A 23,666-nucleotide genomic window follows, 5' to 3' on the forward strand; every position below is an offset into this window, starting at 1 on the left:
GTATGATCCGGTTCAACGGGGGTGACGCCGTGTCGACAGGAGCTAACGGGTTGGGCTCGGGCGGCATCATCGACAGCCGCCGCGACCTCGCGGCGTTCCGCGCGTGAGCCAGGCGAATCCGCCCGGCCGCCCGTTGCTGGCGTCCGCGCTCGGCGGTCTCGGGCTGCTCGCAGGCATGGCGCTGATCGCCGAGGGCGGGCGCCGGCTGCCGCCCGCTTCGATCGCATCGGCTCAGGGCGCCGGTGACCTGAAGGCGGCCTCCCATGCCCCGATCCATGACGCGCGGCCGGGCCAGCCGGCGCGCAAGATCGCCGAGGATCTCATTGCGCCGCCGCCGCTCGACCCATCCCGGATCGAGCGCATCGAACCGCGTCCTCCGCTTGGCGAACTCGGGCTTGCGCCGCGACCGAAGACGCCGATGCCGCAGGATTGGCGCGAGACCCTGCTTTTCGGTCCGGTCGCGACCTCCGCGGCGGTCTTCGAAGCCATGGGACGCACGGTTGCCATCAGCGGGACGGTCGACATAGATCCGGACAGGACCTGCACGTTCGACGACACCGCCTGGCCCTGCGGCCAGCGGGCGCGGGCCGTCTTCAACGCCTGGCTGCGCGGCCGGGCGCTGAAATGCCTGCTGCCGCCGGACGCCGACCGTTTCGCCATCGCGGCGCCCTGCGCGCTGGGCAAGCAGGATGTCGGCGCCTGGCTGGTTTCAAACGGCTGGGCGATGGCCGCTCCGACCGGCATTTACGGCAAGGCGGAGGTGGTGGCGAGAAACGCCCGGATGGGCATTTTCGGCCCACCGCAATAACGCGACAGCGGGAAAGTCAGTGGCCAGTTCTCCTCGCGGACTTGCGTGAAAGCAGAATGGTCAGAGCGGTTCAGCAATTCTAAAACCTGGGCCGACGACCGGGCCGGTCATCAGCCGCGGGCCGCGGCCGCTGGCGCGCCGGATTCAGCGCTTGCCATGGAGAAGATGCCGACTTGCATCAAATTGTACGCTTTCCTGACACCGAAATCGTAACCGGCCTCCTGTAAACGATGCGTCGAACAGGAGATTGGCCCTTGACCACGAAAACACCGACCGCGCCGGTTCAAACGTGGAAGCACCTCATCTTGCTGGCCGTGCTTGGCACCGCCGCCTGCGTCGCGCTTTCGCTCGGGTTGAACTACCTGCTGCTTTTCAGCGACAGCCTCACACCATTCGGCCGCGGGGCCGTTACGGCAATCGTCGTGCCGATCGTCATCGGTCTGCCGTTGTTTGCCCTCACCGGCTGGCAACAGATCGAGATGCGCCGCTACCGGCAGGAACTCACCAGGTTCGGCACCTATGACCAACTGACCGGCTGCCTGAACGGCAAGGTGTTCACCTCGATGGTCGACAGGAGGGCGGCGAGACCGGTCGGCCCGCGCTCGGGGGCCTTTCTGGTGATCCATCCGCAACATCTGACGTCGATCAACCTGCGTTTCGGCCTCGAATGGGGCGACGAGGCCTTGCGGCTGATCGCGTCGGCCATCCGGTCCGCGGTGCGCAAGGACGATCTGATCGGCCGGATCGGAACCTCGATGTTCGGCGTCTTCCTGCCGGGCGCGAGCGAAGAGGACGCCAAGGACGTGGGCGAGCGCATTCGCGGCACGGTCGGCGAGATCTATTTCGCGCCGAAAGGCGACAAGGACGTGCTTGCGATCAGTGTCGGCGGCGTCATTTTCGAGCGTGAGCTGGATTTCGAGGACATGTTCCGCTTCGCGGAGGAAGGCATGGCCGAGGCCTCGGACGAAGCCGGCCTGCGGCTGTCGCACGTCACCAACTGAGCCGGCGCGATCGCCCGACAGGCTCACTTCGATGTTCTGGAAAGCTGGTGCTGCGAGAGAGGATTGAACTCTCGACCTCTCCCTTACCAAGGGAGTGCTCTACCACTGAGCTACCGCAGCCTGCGATGGCGGCGCTTCTGCCATATCGAACCGGCAAGCGCAAGGCCAAGAAAAACCCAAAGCGTCGCATCTAATTCTTGCCGGCAATTATGCGGGTTTGGGGCGGCATGCGCGGCTGATCCATAGCGTGAAACCGGCTCTCGGCCCGCTTCCATGACATCGGCGCGTTAAAATGCTAGCCATTGCGGAATCGCGGCCGGCTGACCGCCGGCCAGGGATCGGACGATGAACGACAAGGCAAATCCACCGAAAAAAGGCGATGGCGAGCGCAAGGACCGGCTGGCCGAGGCGCTGCGCGCCAATCTGCAGAAGCGCAAGGCCCAGACGCGGTCACGGCGCGCCCGCGACGCTGACAAGCAGCGCGCCCGCGACGCGGATCTAAGGTCCGAAGGATTGCCGGCTGCTGGAAAAATGCACAAGGACTGACCAAATCAGCCATACTGGCCGGTCACAGTTGGTCCGGTTTCAAGAAAATCCTATTTCTTGAACCAAGCCGGCCAATGGTCTAAGCCGGGCGCATCAACCGATTGAAACCGGCCTGTTCTGGCCGAGGGGACGTTTTCTCATGGATCGCATCAGAATTGTCGGCGGCAAGGAGCTTGCCGGTACCATTCCGATCTCGGGCGCCAAGAATGCGGCATTGCCGCTGATGATCGCCTCGCTGCTCACCGACGATACGCTGACGCTCGAAAACGTGCCGCATCTGGCCGATGTCGAGCAGTTGATCCGCATCCTCGGCAATCACGGCGTCGACTACTCGGTCAACGGCCGGCGCGAAAAGCAGCAGGAAGGCTATTCGCGCACGATCAATTTTTCGGCCCGCAACATCGTCGACACCACCGCGCCTTATGAGCTTGTTTCGAAGATGCGCGCTTCCTTCTGGGTGATCGGACCGTTGCTTGCCCGCATGGGCGAGGCCAAGGTGTCGCTGCCCGGCGGCTGCGCCATCGGCACGCGCCCGGTCGACCTGTTCCTCGAGGGCCTGCAGGTTCTCGGCGCGGAGCTCGACGTCGACAATGGCTATGTCATGGCCAAGACCAAGAACGGCCGCCTGATCGGCAATCGCTACGTGTTTCCCAAGGTCTCGGTCGGCGCCACCCACGTGCTGATGATGGCGGCCTCGCTCGCCAAGGGCGAGACAGTGCTGGAGAACGCCGCCTGCGAGCCGGAAATCGTCAATCTCGCCGAATGCCTGATCGCCATGGGCGCCAAGATCCACGGCGCCGGCACCTCGACCATCACCATCCACGGCGTCGAGGCGCTGTCGGGCGCCCGCGTGCGCGTCATCCCCGACCGCATCGAGACCGGCACCTACGCCATGGCCGTCGCCATGACCGGCGGTGACGTGATGCTCCACGGCGCCCGACCCGATCTGTTGCAGACCGCGCTCGACGTTCTTGTCGAGACCGGCGCGGAGATCACGCCGACCAATGAGGGAATCCGCGTCAAGCGCAACGGCGCCGGCATTGCGCCGGTCGACGTCACGACCGCCCCCTTCCCCGCCTTCCCGACCGACCTGCAGGCGCAGTTCATGGGCCTGATGACGATGGCCAAGGGCAAGTCGCGTATCACCGAGACGATCTTCGAGAATCGCTTCATGCATGTGCAGGAGCTCGCCCGGTTGGGCGCCCACATCACGCTTTCCGGCCAGACGGCGATTGTCGACGGCGTCGCCAAGCTCAAGGGCGCGCCCGTGATGGCGACCGACCTGCGCGCCTCGGTGTCGCTGGTGATCGCCGGCCTTGCCGCCGAGGGCGAGACCACGGTCAATCGCGTCTACCACCTCGACCGCGGCTTCGAGCGGCTGGAAGAGAAGCTTTCCGGGTGCGGCGCGGTGATCGAGCGGATTTCGGGCTGACGCTTACCCGCATCTGCCTCGGGCGAGTTGCACCGGCGGGAAAGACCGCATAACAGAGGGCTGAATTATCAACCTTCAGGTGCGCATTCGGCATGGCAGCTCTCAAGCTCATCGCGCTCGACGAACAGGATCTGAGCATCGTCTCGGCGCATGTCCAGGACGCCGTGATAAAGGTCTCCGATCTTGAATATCTGCCGGCGGCCAAGCGCTTCGTGCTGACCATGAACCGCTTCGTCTGGGAAGCGAAATCCGGCCTGTTCCGCCAGCACAATGAACGGCGCCAGAGCGTTCTGCATTTCGATCGCGTACTCGGCGCCAAGACCAGCGGCATTGCGCGCGACAAGCCGGCCGGGGTGCTGTCGCTGCTGGCGATCAGCTTCATCGCCATCAGCAAGCCGGCCGGCATCGTCGAACTGGTGTTTTCGGGCGGCGGCACCATCATGCTCGACGTCGAATGCGTCGAGGCACGGCTTGCCGATGTCGGCGGCTCCTGGGAAGCCACCGCGCGACCCGTGCACAGAGGCTAAAGCGCAATGGCGATTACGCTCCGACACCAGGACGCCGATTTCGAGCAACGCTTTTCGGCCTTCCTCACCACCAAGCGCGAGGTGTCCGCCGACGTTGAGGCCGTGGTGCGCGGCATCATCGAGCGCGTGCGCGCCGAAGGCGACAAGGCGTTGATCGACTACACGCTGAAGTTCGACAAAGCCGATCTCAACGCGCTCGGCATCGCCGTCTCGAAGGACGACATCGCCAAGGCCTATGAGGCGGCCGATCCGGCAACCGTCGAGGCGCTCAAATTCGCGCGTGAGCGTATCCGTTCGCATCACGAGCGGCAGAAGCCCAAGGACGACCGCTATACGGATGCCGCCGGCGTCGAGCTCGGCTCGCGCTGGACGGCTATCGAAGCTGTCGGCCTTTACGTGCCGGGCGGCACGGCGAGCTATCCGAGCTCGGTGCTGATGAACGCGGTGCCGGCCAAGGTCGCCGGCGTCGAGCGCATCGTCATCGCCGTGCCGGCCTCGGGCGGCGTCATCAATCCGCTGGTGCTGGTGGCCGCCGACCTTGCCGGCGTTTCCGAGATCTACCGCGTCGGCGGCGCGCAGGCCGTTGCGGCCCTTGCCTACGGCACCGAAACGATCAGGCCGGTGGCCAAGATCGTCGGTCCGGGCAATGCCTATGTCGCGGCAGCCAAGCGCCAGGTGTTCGGCACCGTCGGCATCGACATGATCGCCGGGCCGTCGGAAGTGCTGGTGGTGGCCGACACCGACAACGATCCGGACTGGATCGCGGCCGACCTTCTGGCGCAGGCCGAGCACGACATATCGGCGCAGTCGATCCTGATCACCGACAACGCCGAATTCGGCAAGGCGGTGGAGCAGGCGGTCGAGCGCCAGCTCAAAGTGCTGCCGCGCGCCGAGACAGCGGCCGCGAGCTGGCGCGACTTCGGAGCGGTGATCCTGGTGCCGACGCTGGAGGCCTCGCTGCCGCTGGTCGACAGGATCGCGGCCGAGCATGTCGAGCTCGCTTTCGACCATGCCGAGGGCTTCTTTTCCAGGATGCGCAACGCGGGCGCCGTGTTCATCGGCCGCCATACGCCGGAGGTCATCGGCGACTATGTCGGCGGCTCCAATCACGTTTTGCCGACGGCACGCTCGGCGCGTTTCTCGTCAGGTCTGTCCGTGCTCGATTTCGTCAAGCGCACCTCGATCCTGAAACTCGGGCCCGATCAGCTCAAGGCGCTGGCGCCCGCCGCGATCGCGCTTGCCAAGGCGGAAGGCCTCGATGCCCATGCCCGCTCCGTCGCGATCAGGTTGAACATGTAGCGATGTCCGGCCACGACCAAATCCGCGACAGGCTGATCGACGTCGAGCTCGACGAATCGATCGGACGTTCGACGCCCGACGTCGAGCACGAGCGGGCCGTGGCGATCTTCGACCTCATCGAGGAGAACAGGTTTCGGCCGATCAATGATGACGGCGCCGGTCCATACAGGCTGAAGCTTTCGCTGGCCGAGTCACGTCTGGTCTTCGCCGTCAGCCGTGAAAACGGCGCCGAGGTGGTCACCCACATCCTGTCGCTGACGCCGCTGAGGCGCATCGTCAAGGACTACTACCTGATCTGCGAAAGCTATTACGAGGCCATCCGCTCCTCGACGCCGAGCCATATCGAGGCGATCGACATGGGCCGGCGTGGCCTGCACAATGAGGGCTCGCAGACGCTGATGGACCGGCTCGCCGGCAAGATCGAGATCGACTTCGACACGGCGCGCCGGCTGTTCACGCTGGTCTGCGTGCTGCACTGGCGAGGCTAGATCAGGATGACGTTTCGTTGAAACACCGTCCTGATCTAACTCTTTGTTGGAGCATGATCTTTTCCGAAAACCGGTTCCCACTTTTCGGGATCATGCTCTTTTGTTGGAGCATGATCTTTTCCGAAAACCGGTTCCCACTTTTCGGGATCATGCTCTTTTGTTGGAGCATGATCTTCTCCAAAAACCGGTTCCCACTTTTTGCGTGCGCTGACCTCCGGTTCGGGATCATGCTCTCTGGTTGGAGCATGATCTTTTCCAAAAACCGGTTCCCACTTTTTGGGACCACGCTCTAGTGGCCGCCCTGCCGCATTCGATCCTGTTCCTGTGCGGCATGAACGCCGTGCGCTCGCCGATCGCGGAGCAGTTGACGCGCCGCATGCTTCCCGCCACCACCTTCGTCGCTTCCGCCGGCGTGCGCGCCGGCGAGCGCGATCCATTCGTCGATGCGGTGCTCGCCGAAGAAGGCCTCTCGCTCGGCGAGCGCCAGCCCAGGACGCTGGAGGAGCTGGAAGACGACTATTTCGACCTGATCGTCACGCTGGCGCCGGAAGCGCATCATGCGGCCCTCGAGCTCACCCGATCGCTCGCCGTCGAGGTCGAGTACTGGCCGATGCCCGACCCGACCGACACCGGCGGCACGCGCGAGCACATCATGGCCGCCTATCGCGACGTGCGCGAGCGACTGAAAACCCGCATAAGTCGACGTTTTGCGGCACCGGGGGCTGAAAGCGCCCCGGATTAAGCTTGTTCACAAGCGGATGATTATCATATAGGTTCCGCGCAAATTCCGGTTGGAGTCGGGTGATTTCAGGTCTGTTCGACCTGAAATCACCCGACTCCAGATCAAGAGTAGAGCATGATGTCGTCCGAAAACCGCTTCACACTTTTCGGCATCGTGCTCTAGGCGCCGGAACGCCCATCCAAGCAAAGGTATCGAATGCCGAAGGAAGAAGTCCTCGAGTTTCCAGGTGTGGTCACCGAACTGCTGCCCAATGCGATGTTCCGCGTGAAGCTCGAAAACGAACACGAAATCATCGCCCACACGGCCGGCCGCATGCGCAAGAACCGCATCCGCGTGCTGACCGGCGACAAGGTCCTGGTCGAGATGACGCCTTACGACCTGACCAAGGGCCGCATCACCTACCGTTTCAAGTAACAGTCCGCGCGAAGCTAGAGCCGGATGATTTCAGGTCTGTTCGACCTGAAATCATCCGGCTCCAAATCAAAGAGTGGAGCATGATGTCGCCCGAAAACCGCTTCACACTTTTCGGCATCATGCTCACATGAGCATCCTGCAGAAGCTCGTGCTTGCCTCGGGTTCGCCGCGCCGCATCGAATTGCTGCAGCAGGCCGGCATCGAGCCGGACCGGGTGCTGCCCGCCGATGTCGACGAGACGCCGCTGCGCGCCGAGCATCCGCGCTCGCTGGCCAAGCGCCTTTGCAAGGACAAGGCCGAGAAGGCGCTGGCCTCGCTGAAGAGCGAGGAGGACTATGCACCCGCCTTCATCCTCGCCGCCGACACGGTGGTGGCGGTCGGGCGGCGCATCCTGCCCAAGGCCGAGACGATCGACGACGCCATCAACTGCCTCGGCCTGCTTTCCGGCCGCTCGCACCGGGTCTATTCCGGCATCTGCCTGATCACGCCCGGCGGCAAGCTGCGCCAGCGGCTGGTGGAGACAAGGGTGCGCTTCAAGCGGCTGCCGCGCGAGGAGGTCGACGCCTATGTCGCCTCGGGCGAATGGCGCGGCAAGGCCGGCGGCTATGCCGTGCAGGGCCTGGCCGGCTCGTTCGTCGTCAAGCTGGTCGGCTCCTACACCAATGTGGTCGGCCTGCCGCTCTACGAGAGCGTGGCGCTGCTTGCGGGCGAAGGCTTCAAGGCGCACCAGAACTGGCATGCTTCGCGCTCATGAGTCTGGACGACAAGGTCACGCCGCTGAGGCCGAAGCGGCCCTGCCCCGAATGCGGCAAACCCTCGGCGCGCGAGCACTACCCGTTCTGCTCGGCGCGCTGCAAGGACATCGACCTCAATCGCTGGCTGAAGGGCGCCTATGTCATCCCCGTCCGCGACGGCGAAGAGGAAGAAGAGGACAGCCCGAAGCCGGGCCCGACGCCCAAGGACGAGCCGTGAGCGCAGCCGGCGACGGGCTGTTTCCCGGCGTTTTTTCTTTCCTGACGAAATCAACACCTAGGCGCTGGACAGGCAGGATTCCCGTGCTATAACCCACGCGCTTTCAAGGGGTGCCGCCGGCGCCTTCGCGAAACCCGGCAGGCGCATTCCGTTAGCCGGCACAGGCCCAGATAGCTCAGTTGGTAGAGCAGCGGACTGAAAATCCGCGTGTCGGTGGTTCGAATCCGCCTCTGGGCACCATTTCACTTTCCCATCGCTTCTCACGACGTCTCACCGACCAATACAAATCAATAACTTAGCCTAGTTTGGCGGTTTATGGTGACCCACCGCGTACCGTTGCAACGCATCGGTTTGTGGGTAACGATTTAGGCGTTACCCACAAACCGATAGGTCCGTTACCCATGTCTCTCTCCGACTTCGCCTGCAAGAACGCTAAGCCCAAAGACAAGCCGTATCGTCTTGCCGATGGCGACGGGCTCTATCTCCTCGTCCGGAACAACGGGTCCAAACTCTGGCAACTGCGGTACCGCTACCTGGAGAAGGAAAATATCCTCTCCTTTGGAAAATACCCGCTGGTGTCACTTCTCGATGCGAGAGGACGGCGCGACGACGCCAAGAGGCTGTTGAGCGCCGGCATCAACCCGTCCACCAAACGCAAAGAGGAGAAGGCTGCCGCCATCACGGAAGCACGCACCACCTTCGCCTTGGTCGCCGAGGAATATGTCACGCGGATGGAGGAACGGGACGCTGCGGCGGCTACCATCACCAAAACCAAATGGCTCCTGGAAGATCTGGCCGGCCCACTCGCCAAGCGCCCCATTAACGAGATCACTCCAGCCGAAATTTTCCTACTCCTCCAGAAGATCGAAAAGAGTGGTCGAAGAGAGACAGCGCGGCGTTTACGCGGCGTGATAGGCAGCGTCTTCCGCTTGGCCATTGTCACGTTACGGGCAGAGTCTGACCCAACCCTACACCTCCGGGGCGCTCTCCAGCCGCCGAAAGTCAACGGTCGTGCCGCTATCACCGATGAAAAGAAGTTCGGCAAGCTCCTGATGACGGTCGACGAATACGACGGCTGGCCAACCATCAAAGCCGCCCTCCAGTTTCTTGCCCTCACCTGTGTCCGTCCCGGCGAAGTACGGGGCGCTACGCGCGACGAGTTCGACCGAAAGAAGGCCGTCTGGCATATTCCGGCCGAGCGCATGAAGATGCGTGCTCCACACGACGTGCCACTGTCCAAACAGGCGCTTTCGGTCTTGGAAGAGGTCTGGCAGCTCTCAGAGGACGGCGGCCTGCTCTTTCCTTCGATCCGCTCCACAAAACGGCCGCTTTCCGAGAACGCCATGAATGCTGCGCTACGACGTATGGGCTACGGAAAGGACGAAGTGACCGCACATGGTTTCCGGGTGACCGCCAGCACCATCCTCAACGCCCGCGACTACGATCCAGACGTGATTGAAGCTGTCCTGGCGCACCAGGACAAGAACGCCATCCGGCGGACCTACAACCGAGCGACCTATTGGGAGCAGCGGGTCACACTAATGCAGGAGTGGGGAGATCTGCTAGACGCGTTGAAGGCGAAGCATTAGTCTTAAACGCATTCCACGATCGGATCGCTGTTTTCCGTGTGGGCGTTGATCGCTGCCCGATATGGGTAGTTGAGCCGTTCACCCGTGCGCCTCCAAGGCCGCGACGAGCTTGGTTGCTTCTTCCCGATGCCGCGCCACATCCGCGCGGGTAGCAGCCCGGTTTAACCCGTGGGCCGGTAGATCGCCAGCAATCGCCTTCAGGTCGCGCAGAACGGACGCGATGTGCGGCCATGGAAAATCCGTCGGGTCGCCAATGTCCCGGTCGGCGCCAACAATCATTTCCAGTTTTGCCACGATACCCACGAGAGACTGGGCCGCGACACTGGGAATCGCATCCTGAAATCGGAGTGCCTCGGTCATCGCAAACACCTCGGCCTCGCGAACCACCGCATATTCCGATCCCTCCTCCGACGCGGCCGCCGAAGTTCCACGCGTTTGCTGATCTCCATCGGTCAATACCGGAATTCCGGGATTGACCATCATCCGCGTCTCCAATCGCTGCTGCACCCGACACAGGACCAGCGACACGTGCCGAGCGCGGTGCCAGTCGGTCCACAGGCTCAAAGCGGGATCATTTGTATTCTGAGTGGCAGCCGCCCGGGTGATGGGCTCAGAGAACGTGGGTGTGGTCCTTGGCAGCATCGAACACCTCCTAACCAATTCCGGCACATTCGACTGTTCCGAAAATACATACTATAGTTGATAAACTTAAAGTGTGTAAACGGCGAATGTGGCGCATGGATATGCGTCAACTGGTCGGAAGGAACTTTGCCCGACTTCGGAGGGAGAAAGGCCTGACGCAGGAGCAGGTGGAAGCCCGGTCGGGCTACAGCCAGCAATACCTAAGCAGTCTGGAACGTGGTCGACGCAATCCTACTGTCATCACCCTTTTCGAGCTCTCCCAGGCGTTGGGTGTAAGCCACATCGAACTAGTAAAACCGGTAGAAGACGGCTAGCGCTGTTTAGCGTGTCGGCCATCAATCGCCTGCGCGCAGCCGCTCGCGAGCACACGCCCAAGCAGCACCGTGGCGAGCGGCACAGCATGCGTCGCTTTCGGCTCATCTTGGTTGGCGCAATAGAGATGTGCGATCCCGAAACCGGCTTGCTTCCTCATTCCGAACAGCGGCTTCGCGCCTTAATTCAGCCTTTGAATCCGGCCGTGTTCCAACTTGAATGCAGACCTGACTACCGTAAATCCAAATACTGATGACCGACCACCGCATCACCTACTCGATGGGCCGGCGTGCAACATCAGCGACAATGCCGTAACCAAGCCTCTTTTCATCACTCAAGACCGAACGACAGTTCGCGAGGTCTATGGGACGGAGATGGCGGCACGGATGTGTTCGATCACGTCGCGCGGCCATACAATACTCGGCGGGGGCACTTGGTGTAGAGCTATCTCGGCCCTTGGAAAATGTTTGTGGATTACTGCTCTTTACCACGCCGATCAAGTTGACAAAGCTTTATTGTGGCTTCCAATATCCTTCGGGCTGGGCAGAACGGGGATGGCTGTGGGGCGTCTAACTCTATTTTTTCTCTGCGTGGCGGTTGCTGGCTGCCACACTACACCAGTGATCGAGAACGTTACGGGTTTTACTGCGACGGATATCCAACGTAAGGCCCGCTGCGAGCTCCGCGATGCTATTGAAGACAAAGTCGCGGCTTGGTTTGCATCGCACTCCCTCAAGGATGACGCGTACGCTCAAAGCCAGGCGCCGCTCTTGAAAGACGACCTGATATCGCTCGCGAACGTAGACTTTAAGAAACTTCTACCCACTACGAGGAGTTACCTTAACTACGTCATGGGCGCGGCTGTTGCTTACGACTTTGACCTCAATATCACTGAGACGAATGATGTCGACTTGTCGATGGACGTGTTGGGAGCCGTAACAGGCAACAAGATCAAATTGGGCATCGGAGCTGGCGTCGATCGGATGCGCCGCCATGAGCAGGCATTTTATCTAGTAGAGACTTTCGACCATCTGACGCGCCAAGTGGATTTTGCTTACTGCGATCCCGAGCAGAAGAGGAAAAAGAATCCCCATTTCTTCAACGAGAGGCCGGATCCGTTGTATCCGATTGCAGGGCTAATAGGCCTAAAGAAGCCACTGGACGAGTTTGTCGACCTGTCGCTATTCAGCCCATTCGGGGCAAACGACAAGACCAAACCGCCGACCCTTGCTTCAACTTTGGAGTTCACTACAAAAGTATACGGGAACTTGACGCCTGGTATTGTCGCTGAGCCAAACCTAACCGACTCGTCGGTTGCGTCCAAGAATAGCCGAGAAGATGTGCATAAGATAACGCTCGGTTTCTCAATTGAAAACCCGCCGTCACTTGATGTGGCAGAGAATACCGGGAAATTCGTTGTCTCTCAAGGAACGAAGGCGGAAAAGGCTGCTGCTGGTGCTGCTAGCAATTTTATTCTGCGAACAGAATTCAACAGACCGACGGTGATAATCGATCGGTGACGCGGAGAGGAAATTTATCATGCCGCAAACAAAAACTGGAAGTGGCAAGGGCAAAATCGCCAAGGCGAAGACAACAAAGGCCGCAACGGCTAAGTCTGCCGAACCGAAGAGGTCGCCGCCAAAAGATTTCGTAGTACCGGTTAGCGGGTTCATTGATGCGGTTTTGGACTCCGCGTATCGCCGCAACGTCGACGAAATCAAGCGCCTGTATCAGGGGGTTAACATAACCGTCAGCGAGCAAATAGGCATCGAGACGCTTGTCCTACTTGGCAAGCTGCCACGTGCGCCTAAGACGATAGCGTTCAGAACCTCGCTCGCTGCGACGCCTTGCGATGACTACGGGTGCACAAGAGCATAGGAGGGTTTGCCTTAACTGAGGGAACGTTAAGGCTAGTTCGTTCTGAACTCAGCTCTACCCCTGATAGGAGACATTGGGCGGCAAGTTCGTATGCCACGTTCGCGCCCACCTAACCCTCTGCCGGCCTCCATGGCTGTTGTCAGCTTTCGCCACGCTTCGGAGGGCTGCAGCCGCTAGCGTCGCGACGGCGGCGAGAAATTCATCACCGTCGGTGCGACTACACTGATTTGTATCTTGCCCGATATGCATCCAGATAATCCGCATCCTGGCAGATACAGCGCTCCAGACGATCCTTTGCTCTGCGCTCCGTAATCACGTCAGAGGGCATTTTGCGGAGCAAGTTAAGCTTCGCGGTTGTCCAGCTGGGAGCATCCCTGAGGGCGGCGCGTTTGACGATTTCTGCGGCGAGCATGATGCCTGCCATCGCCGACTGGAAGGCCATCGGGACCTCTACACGTACCGGTTTACCGCCCCCGGTTAGCTCGAAAACCACCCCTCCACAAATTGCAGCCTGATAGAGGCCTCGCAGCGGCTGGCCAACAAACGGCAGTAGCGGCTCAAGAGGCACCATCAGGCGGCTTGCGATCTCCCGCATCAATTCCACGCTGACGGGGGCGCCACTGTGTAGCATGGGCCGCACGACGTCCATTTTCCGGTCCTCGAGGCTAAGTGCCTGAGCAATGACCTGGTCTTCATCCGGAACGGATCCAGTAGGTAAATAGAGGCACGCGAGGCAGGCCAGTTCGCCATCTAGGTTATGATGCGACACGCCAAGATCCCCCCGTTGCGTCCAGCTGTTGATGGTCCATCGAGGCAGGGCAGCCTGTACCGCGATGCGGTCAGCCGCCGTATCCAGCGCGATCGCGACGTGCTGCAGCGAGTGTGACCCCGCTAGGGACTGCCATTTGTAAGGGTGATCCTGGAGCGACAACCCACGTTGAGACGTCAGGTGACGACGGGCAAGCTTTACCTTGCTGCCGCCGATGTCCTTCTCCAATGCCAACACGTAGCGCTGCAGATTGCTTTGGTCGACCTCCTCGTCGTCGACAAGCCCCAACTGCCCCTGGAGGCCGGATACCCGCGCAAGGGCCCATACAGCGCCATTGCCGATTGCTCCTAATCCCAGCAGGAAGATGGTTTCGAGGACCGTGTTCGTCTCAAGCGGCGGGTTAGCATCGGATCCGGGGGCGTAGTCAAACAATGAGAACGAGACTGCGCTGTCCACCGTCGCCCCGCTGATCTGCTCGTTAAATATCAAGCGGAATAAATTTGATGCTGCGATACACGACGCAGCACCTGCGCCGAAACTGTTGCTACTACAGCCGGAGCCAACCGGCTGTACGGTGGAGAATTTCGCTAGCCAGCCGTCAGACCCCAAGAACATCCGAGAGCAAGCTACATCCGGAGCCGTCGAGCCGACAATGAGGCACTGCGAGAGCGCCGCCAGGCGCGGCCGGACTATATCGATCTGTCCGTTTATGGAGCGCGCCAACGAGCTGAGGCTACGCGCCAACTTCGTCGCCTCGTCGCCCTCCGGCAGAAAGCAGATATTGGGGTAAAGCCGGGCTACCAGCCGGACCAGAAGATCAAGCGACGCCCTGCCCTCGCTGGAGCAGGCCGTTTCGTCAAAGGCAATTCCGATCACCAGCCCGTTGAGTAGCTGCTCGAAATTCTTTGTCTGGAACCCCTGTAGCACTTGCGAGGCCGCGGTTGCGGCACGGCCGAAATAGGTTGCGAGCGCCATGGTAGCTCAATCCACGATTTCAATGAGACGACTAACATCCTCGGCAGGAACGGGGAGCCAGTTCCCGGCGCCGTTAAGCCGATAGACCACAGTCTGGGACAAATCTGCCGGCCCTCTCGCGAAGTCCGGAACGACCAGGGAAAGTGAGCCGGCCGTCGTTGCTAACGCATTATCGTCGTCGGTGTCCGAGTGGTATGCATCCGTGGGGTGGCTGTGAATCTGCGCAAGTATGCGTAGACCATTATCGAAGAGCCAAACGTTGATACGGTGCAACTCAGCCCCGTCGACAAGCACGCCGACACCAGCAGGGCCACGAATGAGCCTCTGCTCGGGAATGAGTGCTCGTTCCACTGTGGCTGTGCCCGCTCGTATGCGACCGACCCAAAGGCCCAGTCCCTCGTATCCGGACCGCCCTACCTCGACTAGATGCGCGTGCACATCATCGAATACAGCCCGGGGGACAATGAATTTCTCGGCAGTGGCAAGGCTGCTCCTTACCTTGGAAAGGCTGCCGGGTTGTGCTGGAACCCCGCGAAGGCGATCTGAATCTGGTAATTGGCCGCTTGGATCGGGTTGATTCCGCTGGCCCAGATTTGCTCGAGAATAAAGTGTAAGGAGCCTTCTCCAGAGCGACGATGCAAAAGCCATGAGTCACCTGTATGGGCCGGGTGGTCGTGATATTCGCGTACCCCGGGCAAGCAAAGGAAAGGGACATCGTCAGGGTCGTGTGCCTGAAGCAAAGATTGAGCCGGCAGGCGTTGTTGCTGCGCTAGAGCGGTTATCGTTTCAGGCGAGGCATTTTCGACGCCGTTCAAACGGAGCATCTGGAAGCCCAAGCTCTTGAATGGCAGTTCCGCGCCGGTACCAGGATCTACGAATTTCACCGACGGGGGGACAAGGTCGTAGTTGGTAAAATCCAATCGCACTGCGCAAACCAGTGCCGGGGGCTTAACTTTAAGGGCGGCGAACAATACGACTACCGTCGGAAAGTCGGCCTCAACAAGGAACCAGCCTCGCCGACGATATATATGGTCAAGCTTTCGGTACTGCGCGACTTCGCGGTCAAACTTACGTCTAGAAACCGACTCGTCAACGAACTGACCTTCGATCAACCTGCTGCCCCGGCCTTGAGGCTCAGAAACAACTTCTGACCCTCAATGATCCCAAGGTCCTCGATTTTCTTGCTTGCATCTAGGACAACTCCTGCCTCGTCCTTCAGCTCCCAGTTCTCCGGCGGCTGGCCGACGTTCCCGGAATCAGCTAGCGCCTTAGCGATAACTGTATGCAACGGCGAATTGACATTGGCTTCCACAGCCACTGGCTCACCATTGACAACGATAGTCAGAGTTATTTTTTGTTTGGGGCCGGCCGTCGGCGCCGCTGTTTCAGGTGAACTTTTCGGAGACTTTGCCATATTCTAACCGTCCATGTTAAGTTTCCTCTACTACTATCACGGTGCCTACTCTGGGCCTACGGTAAACTTTCGTTTCCTCCGTCAATCCACGCTTTGCGTATGTCCGCTTGGGCCAGAAGCTGCTCCGGCGTGAATAGGGTCTGAACGGCCGGGGTCGGACGCTGAACGGCAGCTTTTTGCGGAACAAAGCCGATACCTGACGGTCCGCTGACGGCCCTATTCCTGCCAGTCAGCAAGGCGCCCAATTGCCGCCATTCAGCCCAGTGGCCAGCGACCCCGAAAGCTGTCGCTTGTTCCAATTCAACATTCGGAGACGGTGAGGCGGGATCCCAGTCCGGCCAGAAGACAGAATCAAACTTGCCGTCGACCGCTGAAAAGCCATCGCAATACTCCTCCAAGAAAACTTTTGACCCGAGCTGTTCCATGAGGATCATCCGCAGGTGCGCGTGATGGATGAGCTTGCCGAGCCACGCGCATTCGGCCTCTTGATGGCTTTTGCTGCCGCCAAGGCGGCGGCTGGCATCGTCACACCGCCGCTGCTGCCGCCCCGGCAGGCGTCGATCTGGTTGCGCTTGACCTGCTAGGCTTGGGACGCGCCACGAGCCTGGGCGGCTGCAGGGTGATCGGCGGATCACCGGCCTCCATCCTCATCGTTAGAGATGCTCGCCGATATGCCCGATAAGCGTCCTGCCTTTGAACTCGGCATGCTCCGCACTCGAGAAATAGATACGATGGAAATAATATTCGGTGTCACCGGCACGGGCTGAACAATGAAGTTTGATATGGGGCTCGCACAGGATCCGGATTGTGCCGTCCTTGCCCGCAAACTGAAAGGTCAGCGCTTCCTTGCGGTCCGCGTCCCCCTCCATCGAGGTCTCGTAGCCCGACATCGCGGTGAACGCCTTCATGCACGCCTGCGTGGTCGGCTGCTCCATGCACTTCGGCATGTCGTCGGCAAGCGATACTAGCGCGGACACGATCACCGCGACGAAGTCGTTCAGATCTCCCTTAAAGGTGCCGAGACAGTCGGGGAAACGCTTGCTGAAAATGAAATTCGGGAACGCCAGGCGGCATTCCAGCAAAAAGCCGTCGCGATCGCCTTGATACGCCTTGAGCTGCTCGCGCATCACCGCGATCCATCGGTCGAGGTCGTTGACGCTCCGCGCCCCCTCTTCCGCCCAGGGTCCAAGCTCGCCGACGGCGCCCCGCGCCTCAAGCTCGGCCAATGTTGTCGACACGGTCCTGTCGATTGCGAGCTGGAGGAGCCGCTGCATGTCCCGGCCGATACCTTCGGGGCTTTCGAAGAGGATCTGGTAAAGAGCGATGCCCGGAAGGACCTCTGCATAGTAGAGGCCTTCGTCCTTGTGGATCGCATACCCGGCTTCGCGCAGCTCATCGTCGAGCACGAGCAGCGCCTCGAAACGCCCGATCAACGACTCAAGCGTCGCACCCGATGGCGGCTCATATCGTCCGAGGCTGTGGATGAGGCTCGCCGGCATGCCGATCAGTCACACCTTGGCCTGTGCGGCCAGGGCTCGGCGTGCCTTCATCATCTCGGCCAGGTCGGCACCCTGCTGATCGAAGAAGCCGGGCGGCCAGCTCGTGAGCTCGGCCGCCTTGTCCATCGTGATCGGGTGGAGGATGGGCTGTCCCGGGCCCTCGCCGAGCGACAGGAACAGGAAACTCGCATCATCATGTGGGATGATGTCCCGCAGCACGGCCAGGCGGACACCGTTCAGGACATTCTCGCTATGGGTCTCGACGAGGACCTGTACGCCTGCCGAGGCCACCGAGGCGAGGAAAATCCCGATTGCGGTCTGAGCGCCGGGATGGAGATGGGCCTCCGGGTTTTCGACGATGAGCATCGATCCTGGAGCCGCGAGCAGCCCACTCACCACCACCGGCAAGGCATAGCTGATTCCGAAGCCCGTATTGGCCGGGGGAAGCGCTTTCGCCGTCGCGCCCCGCCGGCCGATCGCCATTTGCACGCGATTGAGATCGGGATGAGGCGTTGTGAAAATCTGTGCTCCCGGCACCAGCCGCCCCATCCAAGCCTCAAGCTGGACTCGGAAGAGCTTGGAATCAGCCTCGATGCACAAGGCTTGCGCCACCATGCGGCTCTCTGCCTCCGCCTGTGAGATCGCGAAGGCCGTGAACTCGCCCGCATAGCCGGTGGAGATGAAGAGCTGGTCGGCCATCGGCTGCAGGTCACGCGGACCGACCCGCTCGGCGACGAGGTAATGGAATTCCTGCTGGAAGATGGGAAACGCGCCCACACGCTCGAGTAGGTCCTCCGGCGCCTCGACGCAGGCGATGCTCGTCGTCGGCTTTTTGGTGCTCGCCTCGAAGCTGCACATGACGCGGTCGGTACCATCGCCGGACACCCCCAGAACAACCATGTCGGATTCGATATCCGCGTTCGTGAGCGTGGCGCTGTTGCCCAGACTTAGCCGATAGTTGTCATTGAGCTTGATGCTAAAAAGCGGATGCCCCCCATCGGTGCGGCTGACCGCCCCCGCCAGTAGACGGGCCTGGTCGCCGGTCTGACGGAGGAGCAGGAGCGCCTGAATCACGCTCGACTTGCCGACACCGTTTCCGCCGCTCAGCACGGTAAGCCGCTTGAGTGGGATTTGCTCTTGCTGGAAGCATTTGAAATTGGTCAGGTGGACGTCGCAGATCATCCCATATGCTCCGCGCAGAGGGTTCGTGCCTTTTCGAATGCGTAGAGCAACCGACGCCGATCGTTGGTGCCGAACGAGACACTGTCATAATAATTGGCGTCCCTGTCGAGTTCGTGAGCAACGATCTCGGCAAAACTCCCGGGCTTGACCGCCTGAACCTCCTTCTCGTCCCGTTCCGCTAGGACCACCGACCAAGTCGTGAACAGCGAGTTGTTCATCAGCCTGCGCCTGGCGCCCGGGAGAAGGTCGTGCGGACCGCATTTCCGGAAGGCGAAGGCGCCGAAGAGGTGTGCGCTGTTGCGCATGCCGCGCTCAAAGGCGGGGACCAGTTGGTCGAACGAACCCGGATTCCGGTTGAGCGTCTCGATCGTCTGGTCAAGGAAGCGCTCCATATTGCCCGCATATGGCGACTGATACTCAAGGTTCGCCAGCCGGAACGCCGCGAAGCGAAGCGCGATCTCCTGGTCCTGCATGCGAACGGTGCCCACGCTCGAGCATGTTGCCTCCAGAAACTCGGGTGACCGGGACAGGCTGTGCAGGAGATGCCGTGTCTCCGGCGACGACATGCAGTTGCGGATTTCCTGGGCGTTGAGCGGCCGGCCGCCCTGGTTGATGCGTTTGAAGATGTCGAACTTCACGTCCACCGGCGTCTGAGCGTCGATGATGTTCATCATGATCTGCGTCTGCATGATCCGCTTGCGGTAACGCTGGTCGATGCAGCGGTTCGGATCGTCATGTCGGAAGACCTTACCCTCCTCGTCCTTAAGATATTCCAGGTCGCGCAAGCGCAGTTTGTTGTCGAGGAATTGCTCGATGACGGTAAGGCGCTGCAGCCCATCGACCACCTGCAGGCGTCCGTCGTAATCCTGGGCGAGGTAGAAGACTGGCAGCGGAATGCGCAGCATTATCGATTCGATGAGCCGCGACCGCGCGCCGACATCAGTCCACACAAATTGGCGCTGGAAATCGGGCGACAGGTTGATGTCGCCGTCCTTGATCATGTCGTAGACTAGGCTGATGTTGAAAGGCTTCGTGTCGACCCGGATGAACTCCGGATCGTAGGGGAAGGGCTCGGGCGAGCCGTCTGCCGATTCCTCAGTGACCTCTATGCCCGCAGCCTCTTGGATCGAACGCTCCGCGAGCGCCTGTATGAAGGCTTCGCTGATCTCGTCCGGGGTCGATCCGATATCTCCGGACATTTCGACGCCCACGATCTGGCCGGCTTCCGTTGTGGTGATTGTAAGTTCATGCGAAACGTCTTCTGCGGTCCAACGGCACAGCCCGTCGGGCTGCGACTGGTCCAGCCGCAGAGCGACAGATGCTCGCTCTCCCGACGCGAGGCGGATGGGGATTTGCAAGGTGCGCTCCAATAATGGTTCCGACAGACATATATCGGCAGCTTCCGAAACAATCTACCGCCCTCCTGGGTAGTGTCTCAGTTTGAAACTTGACGCGCTCTCGGTTTCCCCTTCAATTCAAGATGGAACGCAGCGTTAGATAAATTCCATAGGCGCTTGCGCCAAAGCACGTGGCGGCAAGGATGAGAAAAAGGCTCGTGTCGCGCCGCGAGGTGGATGGCTCCTTACGCGCCAGCAACACCATCTTAGCCGACAAGGCCATAAGTAATACGGCCATAACAAACATCGCGATATAGATGCTCTTCGGATAAATGGGCCGCAGGAGAATGCCTGTTATGGCAACCGACAGGTTGGCCGCAATGAGCGCTTTATAGCGCCCCGGCAGCCGATGATCATTCATTCCGATACCTGCTTTTCTAAGGACCGCGCTTTCCCGGCTTTGGCGCAACGGCGTCCATCTTCTCGCAAAGATGGTCCATCGCTGCGACATGCCAGCGGCCATTGCCGGCGTCATTTTCAGCGTCTTGTGCATTTTGATGAAGTTGTACCAGACAGTGTAGATCGCGACCATGTGGACATGGCTTTCGAACTTCTTTGAGAAAGCATTGGTAAGACGCGTGAAGGCGTCGGTTCGCCATGCGCATCGTGAGATTGGCGCGCTCGATATGCGACGTGCTCGTGCATAGGATCGGGATTGCCTTCAATCCGCGTCTTGGTCGCACCAGTGCAAACGGACGGGCTGAAGCGGCGCTCTGGCGACTTGTTGATCTCCGGCTCGCCATACTGATGAGCATCGCGTAATCGATATCCGCTCCGAAGGCTTCCTCAACCGCATTGAGATAGGCGCGGTGGCAGTCTGTCGTAAGCTGGACGCGGTTTGCAAGCCGATCCTTCACATCGTCCATGAAGGCTAGCGCATATTCGCCATCGCGGCCGCCGACCAGCCAGGAAATGATAAGCTTGCTGTCGCTGTCCAAAGCGGTCCACGTCCACACGTCGCCAGCGCCTTCAACCGGCTGCTTCATGGCCGACACGTTCTTCCCCTTCGCGCCCGACGAATGACCAGATTTCATCGCATTGAACGCGCTTGGAAGCTACATTGCGAACTTCGCGGTCATGCAGATCGGCGCAGAACTTGCCGGCATCGACAAGCAGCTTCGAAACCGTGTTGATCGACACGTCGGCAACGCGCGAGCTCGAGCGCATCGAAGAACCCTCGCAAAGCATGGCGAGGATTTGGACGCGGGTCTGAAGAGGCAGCTGTTCATGCCCCTAATAGGTGAACTTTTATGCTTAGTGCCAAGGATAAAGGTTCAGCTAACGATTCGGAATCGCGGTGTGCTTACGAGGCCGAAAAAGTCTTGGAATGTTTCAGTGGGGAGGCCGGTAAGCGTGGAAAGGTCGTCAAGAGTGTAATTCAGGTGTCCCATATGCGCGCGGACCAGTTGGTAGATCAGTTTCGGACTTTCACGCGCTTCAATGTCGACAGGTTCCTTAGTTCGCCAGCCACGCTTGGACATATTGATCATGTAGTATCGGTGAGCGCTCTCGCTCAGCCGGCCAATGTCCCGCGCCTTCAACATGAGGGCAGCCATTGAGGTCTTCCAGTATTTTTTGAGCGCCATAAATTTCTCAAGAGAGAGGCTGTAGAAGTCCTTGGCGATGTCGGCTGTTGGCATGAGGAATTCACCAGCAAATAGATTAGCCTGCCTCTCCATTTCCGGATTTGGGATTTTATGCATCACCAGATGTCCAAGTTCATGAGCCAGGGAATATCTCAGCCTGTCCTTTGGCTGCCGTGTGTTGATGAACACGACAGGGGGCATTCCTTCAGAAGCACTTTGACAGAAGCCGTCACAGAGTTCCGTCCCGAAGTCGAAGGGGACGACGACAATGCCGGCACTCTCCATGAGTGTTGTTACGTCTTCGACTGGGCCGCGCGGCATCGACCATGCCTGGCGCACGGCGCGGGCAATGTCGTCAACTCTGCCGCCAACTTCATCGGGGTCGATATAAGGAGGGTTCGCTCTGCTCGGCGCCAATTCTACAGAGCGAAGGAAGATGGAAGTGGTAATTCGATAGATTTCAGCTTTGGCATAAATTTTCGCCCAATCGGCCTTGGTGAGCTTCTGCCGTTTTCGATGGTAGGTCGCCGGTTCTGCTCGCCTTAAATGCGGATGGAAAAAGAACTCGCGCTTATAACCGAGCGCCAACGCCAGCGCGTCGATATCCTCGTTGGTCGGCTGGATGAGACCGTTCTCAATCTTCGACAATTTGCCTTGCGACATCGGCTCCGCAAGGCGATCGATCAAATCGCCTTGCGTGAATCCCTTCGACTCTCGCGCCAGTGCGAGCATTTCTGGGTTGAATGTCTTCGCCATTTCAAGTCTCGGAGGTGTCCGGCTTTGCGTCCGGTATAACCCGAATAAGATCGTCGCCATGATCATTTGGCGCAGGACCGCGACCGATTTCGGCATCGGCGGCGGCTGCCGGCGGTTCCAATTCCATCCGCCAATGATAGCCGTCTGCCTTCGGGCAGATCACATAAACGAAAGGTTCGTCGGGAGTGATGGAATTGGGGACGTAGCTCAAATAGAGATTCGTAGTCTCATCCAGCTCCTCGGGGGAAAAAAGCGTCGAAACCCCATTTTCCTGAAAACCCAAAGAAATCTGATTGCGGTTCAACCCCACCGCACCATCCTGATTGGCCATTTTGGCAAGTAAGCGAAATTCACCGATATTGAAATAAGTGGTCTGGTTTCTATCCTTGATAGACACTTCTGGATCGAGCATGAGGTTGGCGCGCAGGTTGTCAACGATGTGATCCCGCACAATACTGCGCCTCGTTGTCTTCCGATGAATGTGGCCAGTCGTCCGATAATCGTTCAGGCCGGCACGGACGCCGTCGCGAGCGGCACTATACAAAACCGGCAAAAACCGTTCCAGCTTTTGGCGACTGTAGGCTTCATCACGCGGCATCGCGGTGTCCCTTGATTCGATGCATGGGACCGTACAGAAAATCCTATCAAAAGAGAAGCAAAATATTCCGAGTTTATTTTTCCTTGGTATTCCAACGGCTTGCAGCCGCCTTCCGCGCGATCTCGGCGCGCCGCTCTGGCGTCATGTTAGCGGCGCGCTTCTGCCACCCTTCGAACCAAGCTCTTTGGCGGCGGCGCTCTTGCCATCGTCGTGCACGTCCTCGGCTTCGTCGCCGGTGGCAATGCGCATGACGCGTACGGAGTTGCCGATCGCGTCGGCGGGGCGCTTCTGGCCTTTAGGTCCGGGAGGCATTCAGACCTCCTGCCATGAATATCCAGTGGTGACGCCAAGGTGGAAGACGCGTCCACTACGAAGGTTTACGTATGCCGCGTTCCCATCACGTGGGTGTAGATATCGCCGGAGAAACTTCCTCATTCGCCTCCAGCCTATCTTTTTGGTGGGCGCAAAGACTATCGTTGTCCGGGGCGTCATCTCTCGATAAACCCCAAGCCTTTGTAGCCGCTTGAGAAGCTTGGTGGAGTCTCGATTGGGAACCGCATTGTCCCATGTGATTAACCATCGCCATTCTCGATCGGCCGACATCATCGCTCCTATGCTTTCCGCTAAGCATATAGGCGTTTTCGCCCATGCGGGTAAACCGAGATAGGCGCTCTCAAACTGAGACACTACCCCCTCCTGCTACCTGTCGTTCGACAGCGGCCTAGCCCGCCTCAAGCGTCTGCTTGGTCAGGCGAAAAGCTCCGTGCGAAAGGCAAGCGCCTGCGCAGACTGCCAATTCAGCGCGCAAGATCGCCCAACGTGCAGAGCGTCGCCCACACC

29 protein-coding genes, 2 tRNA genes and 1 pseudogene are annotated in these 23,666 nt (G+C 59.9%); 17 read left to right on the forward strand and 15 right to left on the reverse strand.

The genetic code is table 11. From position 1 onward, the window contains the following. The first annotated feature begins 103 nt into the window (after positions 1-103). Together FJ430_RS30290 and FJ430_RS30295 are read left to right on the forward strand one after the other, a co-directional pair. Positions 104-808 carry a thermonuclease family protein gene (locus tag FJ430_RS30290; protein WP_226891985.1) on the forward strand — a complete coding sequence of 235 codons (705 nt, stop codon included), beginning with the start codon at positions 104-106 and terminating at the stop codon, positions 806-808. 254 nt (positions 809-1,062) lie between these two features. After that, positions 1,063-1,809 carry a GGDEF domain-containing protein gene (locus FJ430_RS30295; protein WP_226891992.1) on the forward strand — a complete coding sequence of 249 codons (747 nt, stop codon included), beginning with the start codon at positions 1,063-1,065 and terminating at the stop codon, positions 1,807-1,809. 45 nt (positions 1,810-1,854) lie between these two features. On the opposite strand, the gene FJ430_RS30300 is transcribed toward FJ430_RS30295, so the two are convergent. Then, positions 1,855-1,929 (reverse strand) — tRNA-Thr (locus FJ430_RS30300). Between the two features lie 225 nt (positions 1,930-2,154). Here FJ430_RS30300 and FJ430_RS30305 point away from each other — a divergent pair. The 11 genes from FJ430_RS30305 (at position 2,155) to FJ430_RS30355 (ending at position 9,818) form a co-directional block, all read left to right on the forward strand. Further along, positions 2,155-2,355 (forward strand): hypothetical protein, encoded by a 201-nt coding sequence (locus tag FJ430_RS30305; RefSeq protein ID WP_140648022.1) that lies wholly within the window; start codon positions 2,155-2,157, stop codon positions 2,353-2,355. Between the two features lie 139 nt (positions 2,356-2,494). Continuing rightward, the gene (gene murA, locus FJ430_RS30310) at positions 2,495-3,787 is read left to right on the forward strand and encodes a UDP-N-acetylglucosamine 1-carboxyvinyltransferase (protein WP_140648023.1); all 1,293 of its coding nucleotides are present in this window, start codon (positions 2,495-2,497) and stop codon (positions 3,785-3,787) included. A gap of 92 nt (positions 3,788-3,879) precedes the next feature. Next, the gene (locus FJ430_RS30315; RefSeq protein ID WP_140706057.1) at positions 3,880-4,314 is read left to right on the forward strand and encodes a DUF2948 family protein; all 435 of its coding nucleotides are present in this window, start codon (positions 3,880-3,882) and stop codon (positions 4,312-4,314) included. Between the two features lie 6 nt (positions 4,315-4,320). Further along, positions 4,321-5,613 (forward strand): histidinol dehydrogenase, encoded by a 1,293-nt coding sequence (gene hisD, locus FJ430_RS30320; protein WP_140706059.1) that lies wholly within the window; start codon positions 4,321-4,323, stop codon positions 5,611-5,613. Between the two features lie 2 nt (positions 5,614-5,615). After that, on the forward strand, positions 5,616-6,101 hold the full coding sequence (locus FJ430_RS30325) for a UPF0262 family protein (RefSeq protein WP_140648026.1): 486 nt from the start codon (positions 5,616-5,618) through the stop codon (positions 6,099-6,101). 331 nt (positions 6,102-6,432) lie between these two features. Then, entirely contained in the window at positions 6,433-6,843 is a 411-nt protein-coding gene (locus FJ430_RS30330) for a low molecular weight phosphatase family protein (protein ID WP_140706377.1), read from the forward strand. A gap of 195 nt (positions 6,844-7,038) precedes the next feature. Beyond that, positions 7,039-7,257, forward strand: a complete 219-nt coding sequence (infA, locus tag FJ430_RS30335; RefSeq protein WP_006200926.1) for a translation initiation factor IF-1 — start codon at positions 7,039-7,041, stop codon at positions 7,255-7,257. Between the two features lie 127 nt (positions 7,258-7,384). Beyond that, the gene (locus FJ430_RS30340) at positions 7,385-8,011 is read left to right on the forward strand and encodes a Maf-like protein (RefSeq protein ID WP_140706061.1); all 627 of its coding nucleotides are present in this window, start codon (positions 7,385-7,387) and stop codon (positions 8,009-8,011) included. Beyond that, positions 8,008-8,229, forward strand: coding sequence for a DNA gyrase inhibitor YacG (yacG, locus tag FJ430_RS30345; protein ID WP_140706063.1), 222 nt, complete (start codon positions 8,008-8,010; stop codon positions 8,227-8,229). Before FJ430_RS30340 ends, yacG begins: the two co-directional genes overlap by 4 nt. A gap of 164 nt (positions 8,230-8,393) precedes the next feature. Then, a tRNA-Phe gene (locus FJ430_RS30350) sits at positions 8,394-8,469 on the forward strand. 161 nt (positions 8,470-8,630) lie between these two features. After that, positions 8,631-9,818, forward strand: coding sequence for a tyrosine-type recombinase/integrase (locus FJ430_RS30355; protein WP_140706065.1), 1,188 nt, complete (start codon positions 8,631-8,633; stop codon positions 9,816-9,818). A 78-nt stretch (positions 9,819-9,896) separates the two neighbouring features. On the opposite strand, the gene FJ430_RS30360 is transcribed toward FJ430_RS30355, so the two are convergent. Continuing rightward, entirely contained in the window at positions 9,897-10,301 is a 405-nt protein-coding gene (locus FJ430_RS30360) for a hypothetical protein (protein ID WP_140706067.1), read from the reverse strand. A gap of 254 nt (positions 10,302-10,555) precedes the next feature. Between FJ430_RS30360 and FJ430_RS30365 the strand changes: the two genes are divergently transcribed. The 3 genes from FJ430_RS30365 (at position 10,556) to FJ430_RS30375 (ending at position 12,650) form a co-directional block, all read left to right on the forward strand. Further along, positions 10,556-10,774 (forward strand): helix-turn-helix domain-containing protein, encoded by a 219-nt coding sequence (locus tag FJ430_RS30365; protein ID WP_140706069.1) that lies wholly within the window; start codon positions 10,556-10,558, stop codon positions 10,772-10,774. Positions 10,775-11,326: 552 nt separating this feature from the next. After that, positions 11,327-12,292, forward strand: coding sequence for a hypothetical protein (locus FJ430_RS30370; RefSeq protein ID WP_140706072.1), 966 nt, complete (start codon positions 11,327-11,329; stop codon positions 12,290-12,292). A 19-nt stretch (positions 12,293-12,311) separates the two neighbouring features. After that, entirely contained in the window at positions 12,312-12,650 is a 339-nt protein-coding gene (locus FJ430_RS30375; RefSeq protein WP_140706074.1) for a hypothetical protein, read from the forward strand. Between the two features lie 217 nt (positions 12,651-12,867). Here the strand turns inward: FJ430_RS30375 and FJ430_RS30380 are convergent, their stop codons facing one another. The 5 genes from FJ430_RS30380 to FJ430_RS30400 are packed head-to-tail and all read right to left on the reverse strand — an operon-like array spanning position 12,868 to position 16,233. Next, the gene (locus FJ430_RS30380) at positions 12,868-14,394 is read right to left on the reverse strand and encodes an E2 ligase fold family C protein (RefSeq protein WP_140706076.1); all 1,527 of its coding nucleotides are present in this window, start codon (positions 14,392-14,394) and stop codon (positions 12,868-12,870) included. A gap of 6 nt (positions 14,395-14,400) precedes the next feature. Next, positions 14,401-14,832: a Mov34/MPN/PAD-1 family protein gene (locus FJ430_RS30385; RefSeq protein ID WP_226891996.1), complete on the reverse strand. Its 432-nt coding sequence runs from the start codon at positions 14,830-14,832 to the stop codon at positions 14,401-14,403. A gap of 56 nt (positions 14,833-14,888) precedes the next feature. Continuing rightward, entirely contained in the window at positions 14,889-15,506 is a 618-nt protein-coding gene (locus FJ430_RS30390) for a putative metal-binding protein (protein WP_140706078.1), read from the reverse strand. Further along, positions 15,503-15,808 (reverse strand): DUF2604 domain-containing protein, encoded by a 306-nt coding sequence (locus tag FJ430_RS30395; RefSeq protein WP_140706080.1) that lies wholly within the window; start codon positions 15,806-15,808, stop codon positions 15,503-15,505. Before FJ430_RS30395 ends, FJ430_RS30390 begins: the two co-directional genes overlap by 4 nt. A 56-nt stretch (positions 15,809-15,864) precedes the next feature. Then, positions 15,865-16,233, reverse strand: coding sequence for a hypothetical protein (locus FJ430_RS30400; RefSeq protein ID WP_140706082.1), 369 nt, complete (start codon positions 16,231-16,233; stop codon positions 15,865-15,867). A gap of 24 nt (positions 16,234-16,257) precedes the next feature. On the opposite strand from FJ430_RS30400, the gene FJ430_RS31665 reads away from it, so the two are divergent. Further along, on the forward strand, positions 16,258-16,392 hold the full coding sequence (locus FJ430_RS31665; RefSeq protein ID WP_264296064.1) for a hypothetical protein: 135 nt from the start codon (positions 16,258-16,260) through the stop codon (positions 16,390-16,392). 69 nt (positions 16,393-16,461) lie between these two features. On the opposite strand, the gene FJ430_RS30405 is transcribed toward FJ430_RS31665, so the two are convergent. The 8 genes and pseudogenes from FJ430_RS30405 to FJ430_RS30440 form a co-directional block, all read right to left on the reverse strand. Beyond that, entirely contained in the window at positions 16,462-17,307 is an 846-nt protein-coding gene (locus FJ430_RS30405; RefSeq protein WP_140706084.1) for a hypothetical protein, read from the reverse strand. A 9-nt stretch (positions 17,308-17,316) separates the two neighbouring features. After that, positions 17,317-18,489: an AAA family ATPase gene (locus FJ430_RS30410; RefSeq protein ID WP_140706086.1), complete on the reverse strand. Its 1,173-nt coding sequence runs from the start codon at positions 18,487-18,489 to the stop codon at positions 17,317-17,319. Beyond that, positions 18,486-19,847 carry a DUF262 domain-containing protein gene (locus FJ430_RS30415; protein WP_140706088.1) on the reverse strand — a complete coding sequence of 454 codons (1,362 nt, stop codon included), beginning with the start codon at positions 19,845-19,847 and terminating at the stop codon, positions 18,486-18,488. The genes FJ430_RS30410 and FJ430_RS30415 overlap by 4 nt, the downstream gene beginning before the upstream one ends. 112 nt (positions 19,848-19,959) lie before the next feature. Further along, on the reverse strand, positions 19,960-20,247 hold the full coding sequence (locus FJ430_RS30420) for a hypothetical protein (RefSeq protein ID WP_181175396.1): 288 nt from the start codon (positions 20,245-20,247) through the stop codon (positions 19,960-19,962). A 16-nt stretch (positions 20,248-20,263) separates the two neighbouring features. After that, positions 20,264-21,074, reverse strand: a pseudogene (locus FJ430_RS30425) (IS1 family transposase). 86 nt (positions 21,075-21,160) lie between these two features. Continuing rightward, positions 21,161-22,228, reverse strand: a complete 1,068-nt coding sequence (locus FJ430_RS30430; protein ID WP_023707996.1) for an XRE family transcriptional regulator — start codon at positions 22,226-22,228, stop codon at positions 21,161-21,163. A 1-nt stretch (position 22,229) separates the two neighbouring features. Beyond that, positions 22,230-22,826 carry a hypothetical protein gene (locus FJ430_RS30435; RefSeq protein WP_140706090.1) on the reverse strand — a complete coding sequence of 199 codons (597 nt, stop codon included), beginning with the start codon at positions 22,824-22,826 and terminating at the stop codon, positions 22,230-22,232. A 141-nt stretch (positions 22,827-22,967) separates the two neighbouring features. Further along, a complete protein-coding gene (locus FJ430_RS30440) occupies positions 22,968-23,138 on the reverse strand; it encodes a hypothetical protein (protein ID WP_226891998.1) in 171 nt (56 codons plus the stop codon). Between the last annotated feature and the right edge of the window lie 528 nt (positions 23,139-23,666).

The sequence above is a fragment of the Mesorhizobium sp. B2-8-5 genome, from assembly GCF_006440675.2.
Lineage (GTDB): Bacteria > Pseudomonadota > Alphaproteobacteria > Rhizobiales > Rhizobiaceae > Mesorhizobium.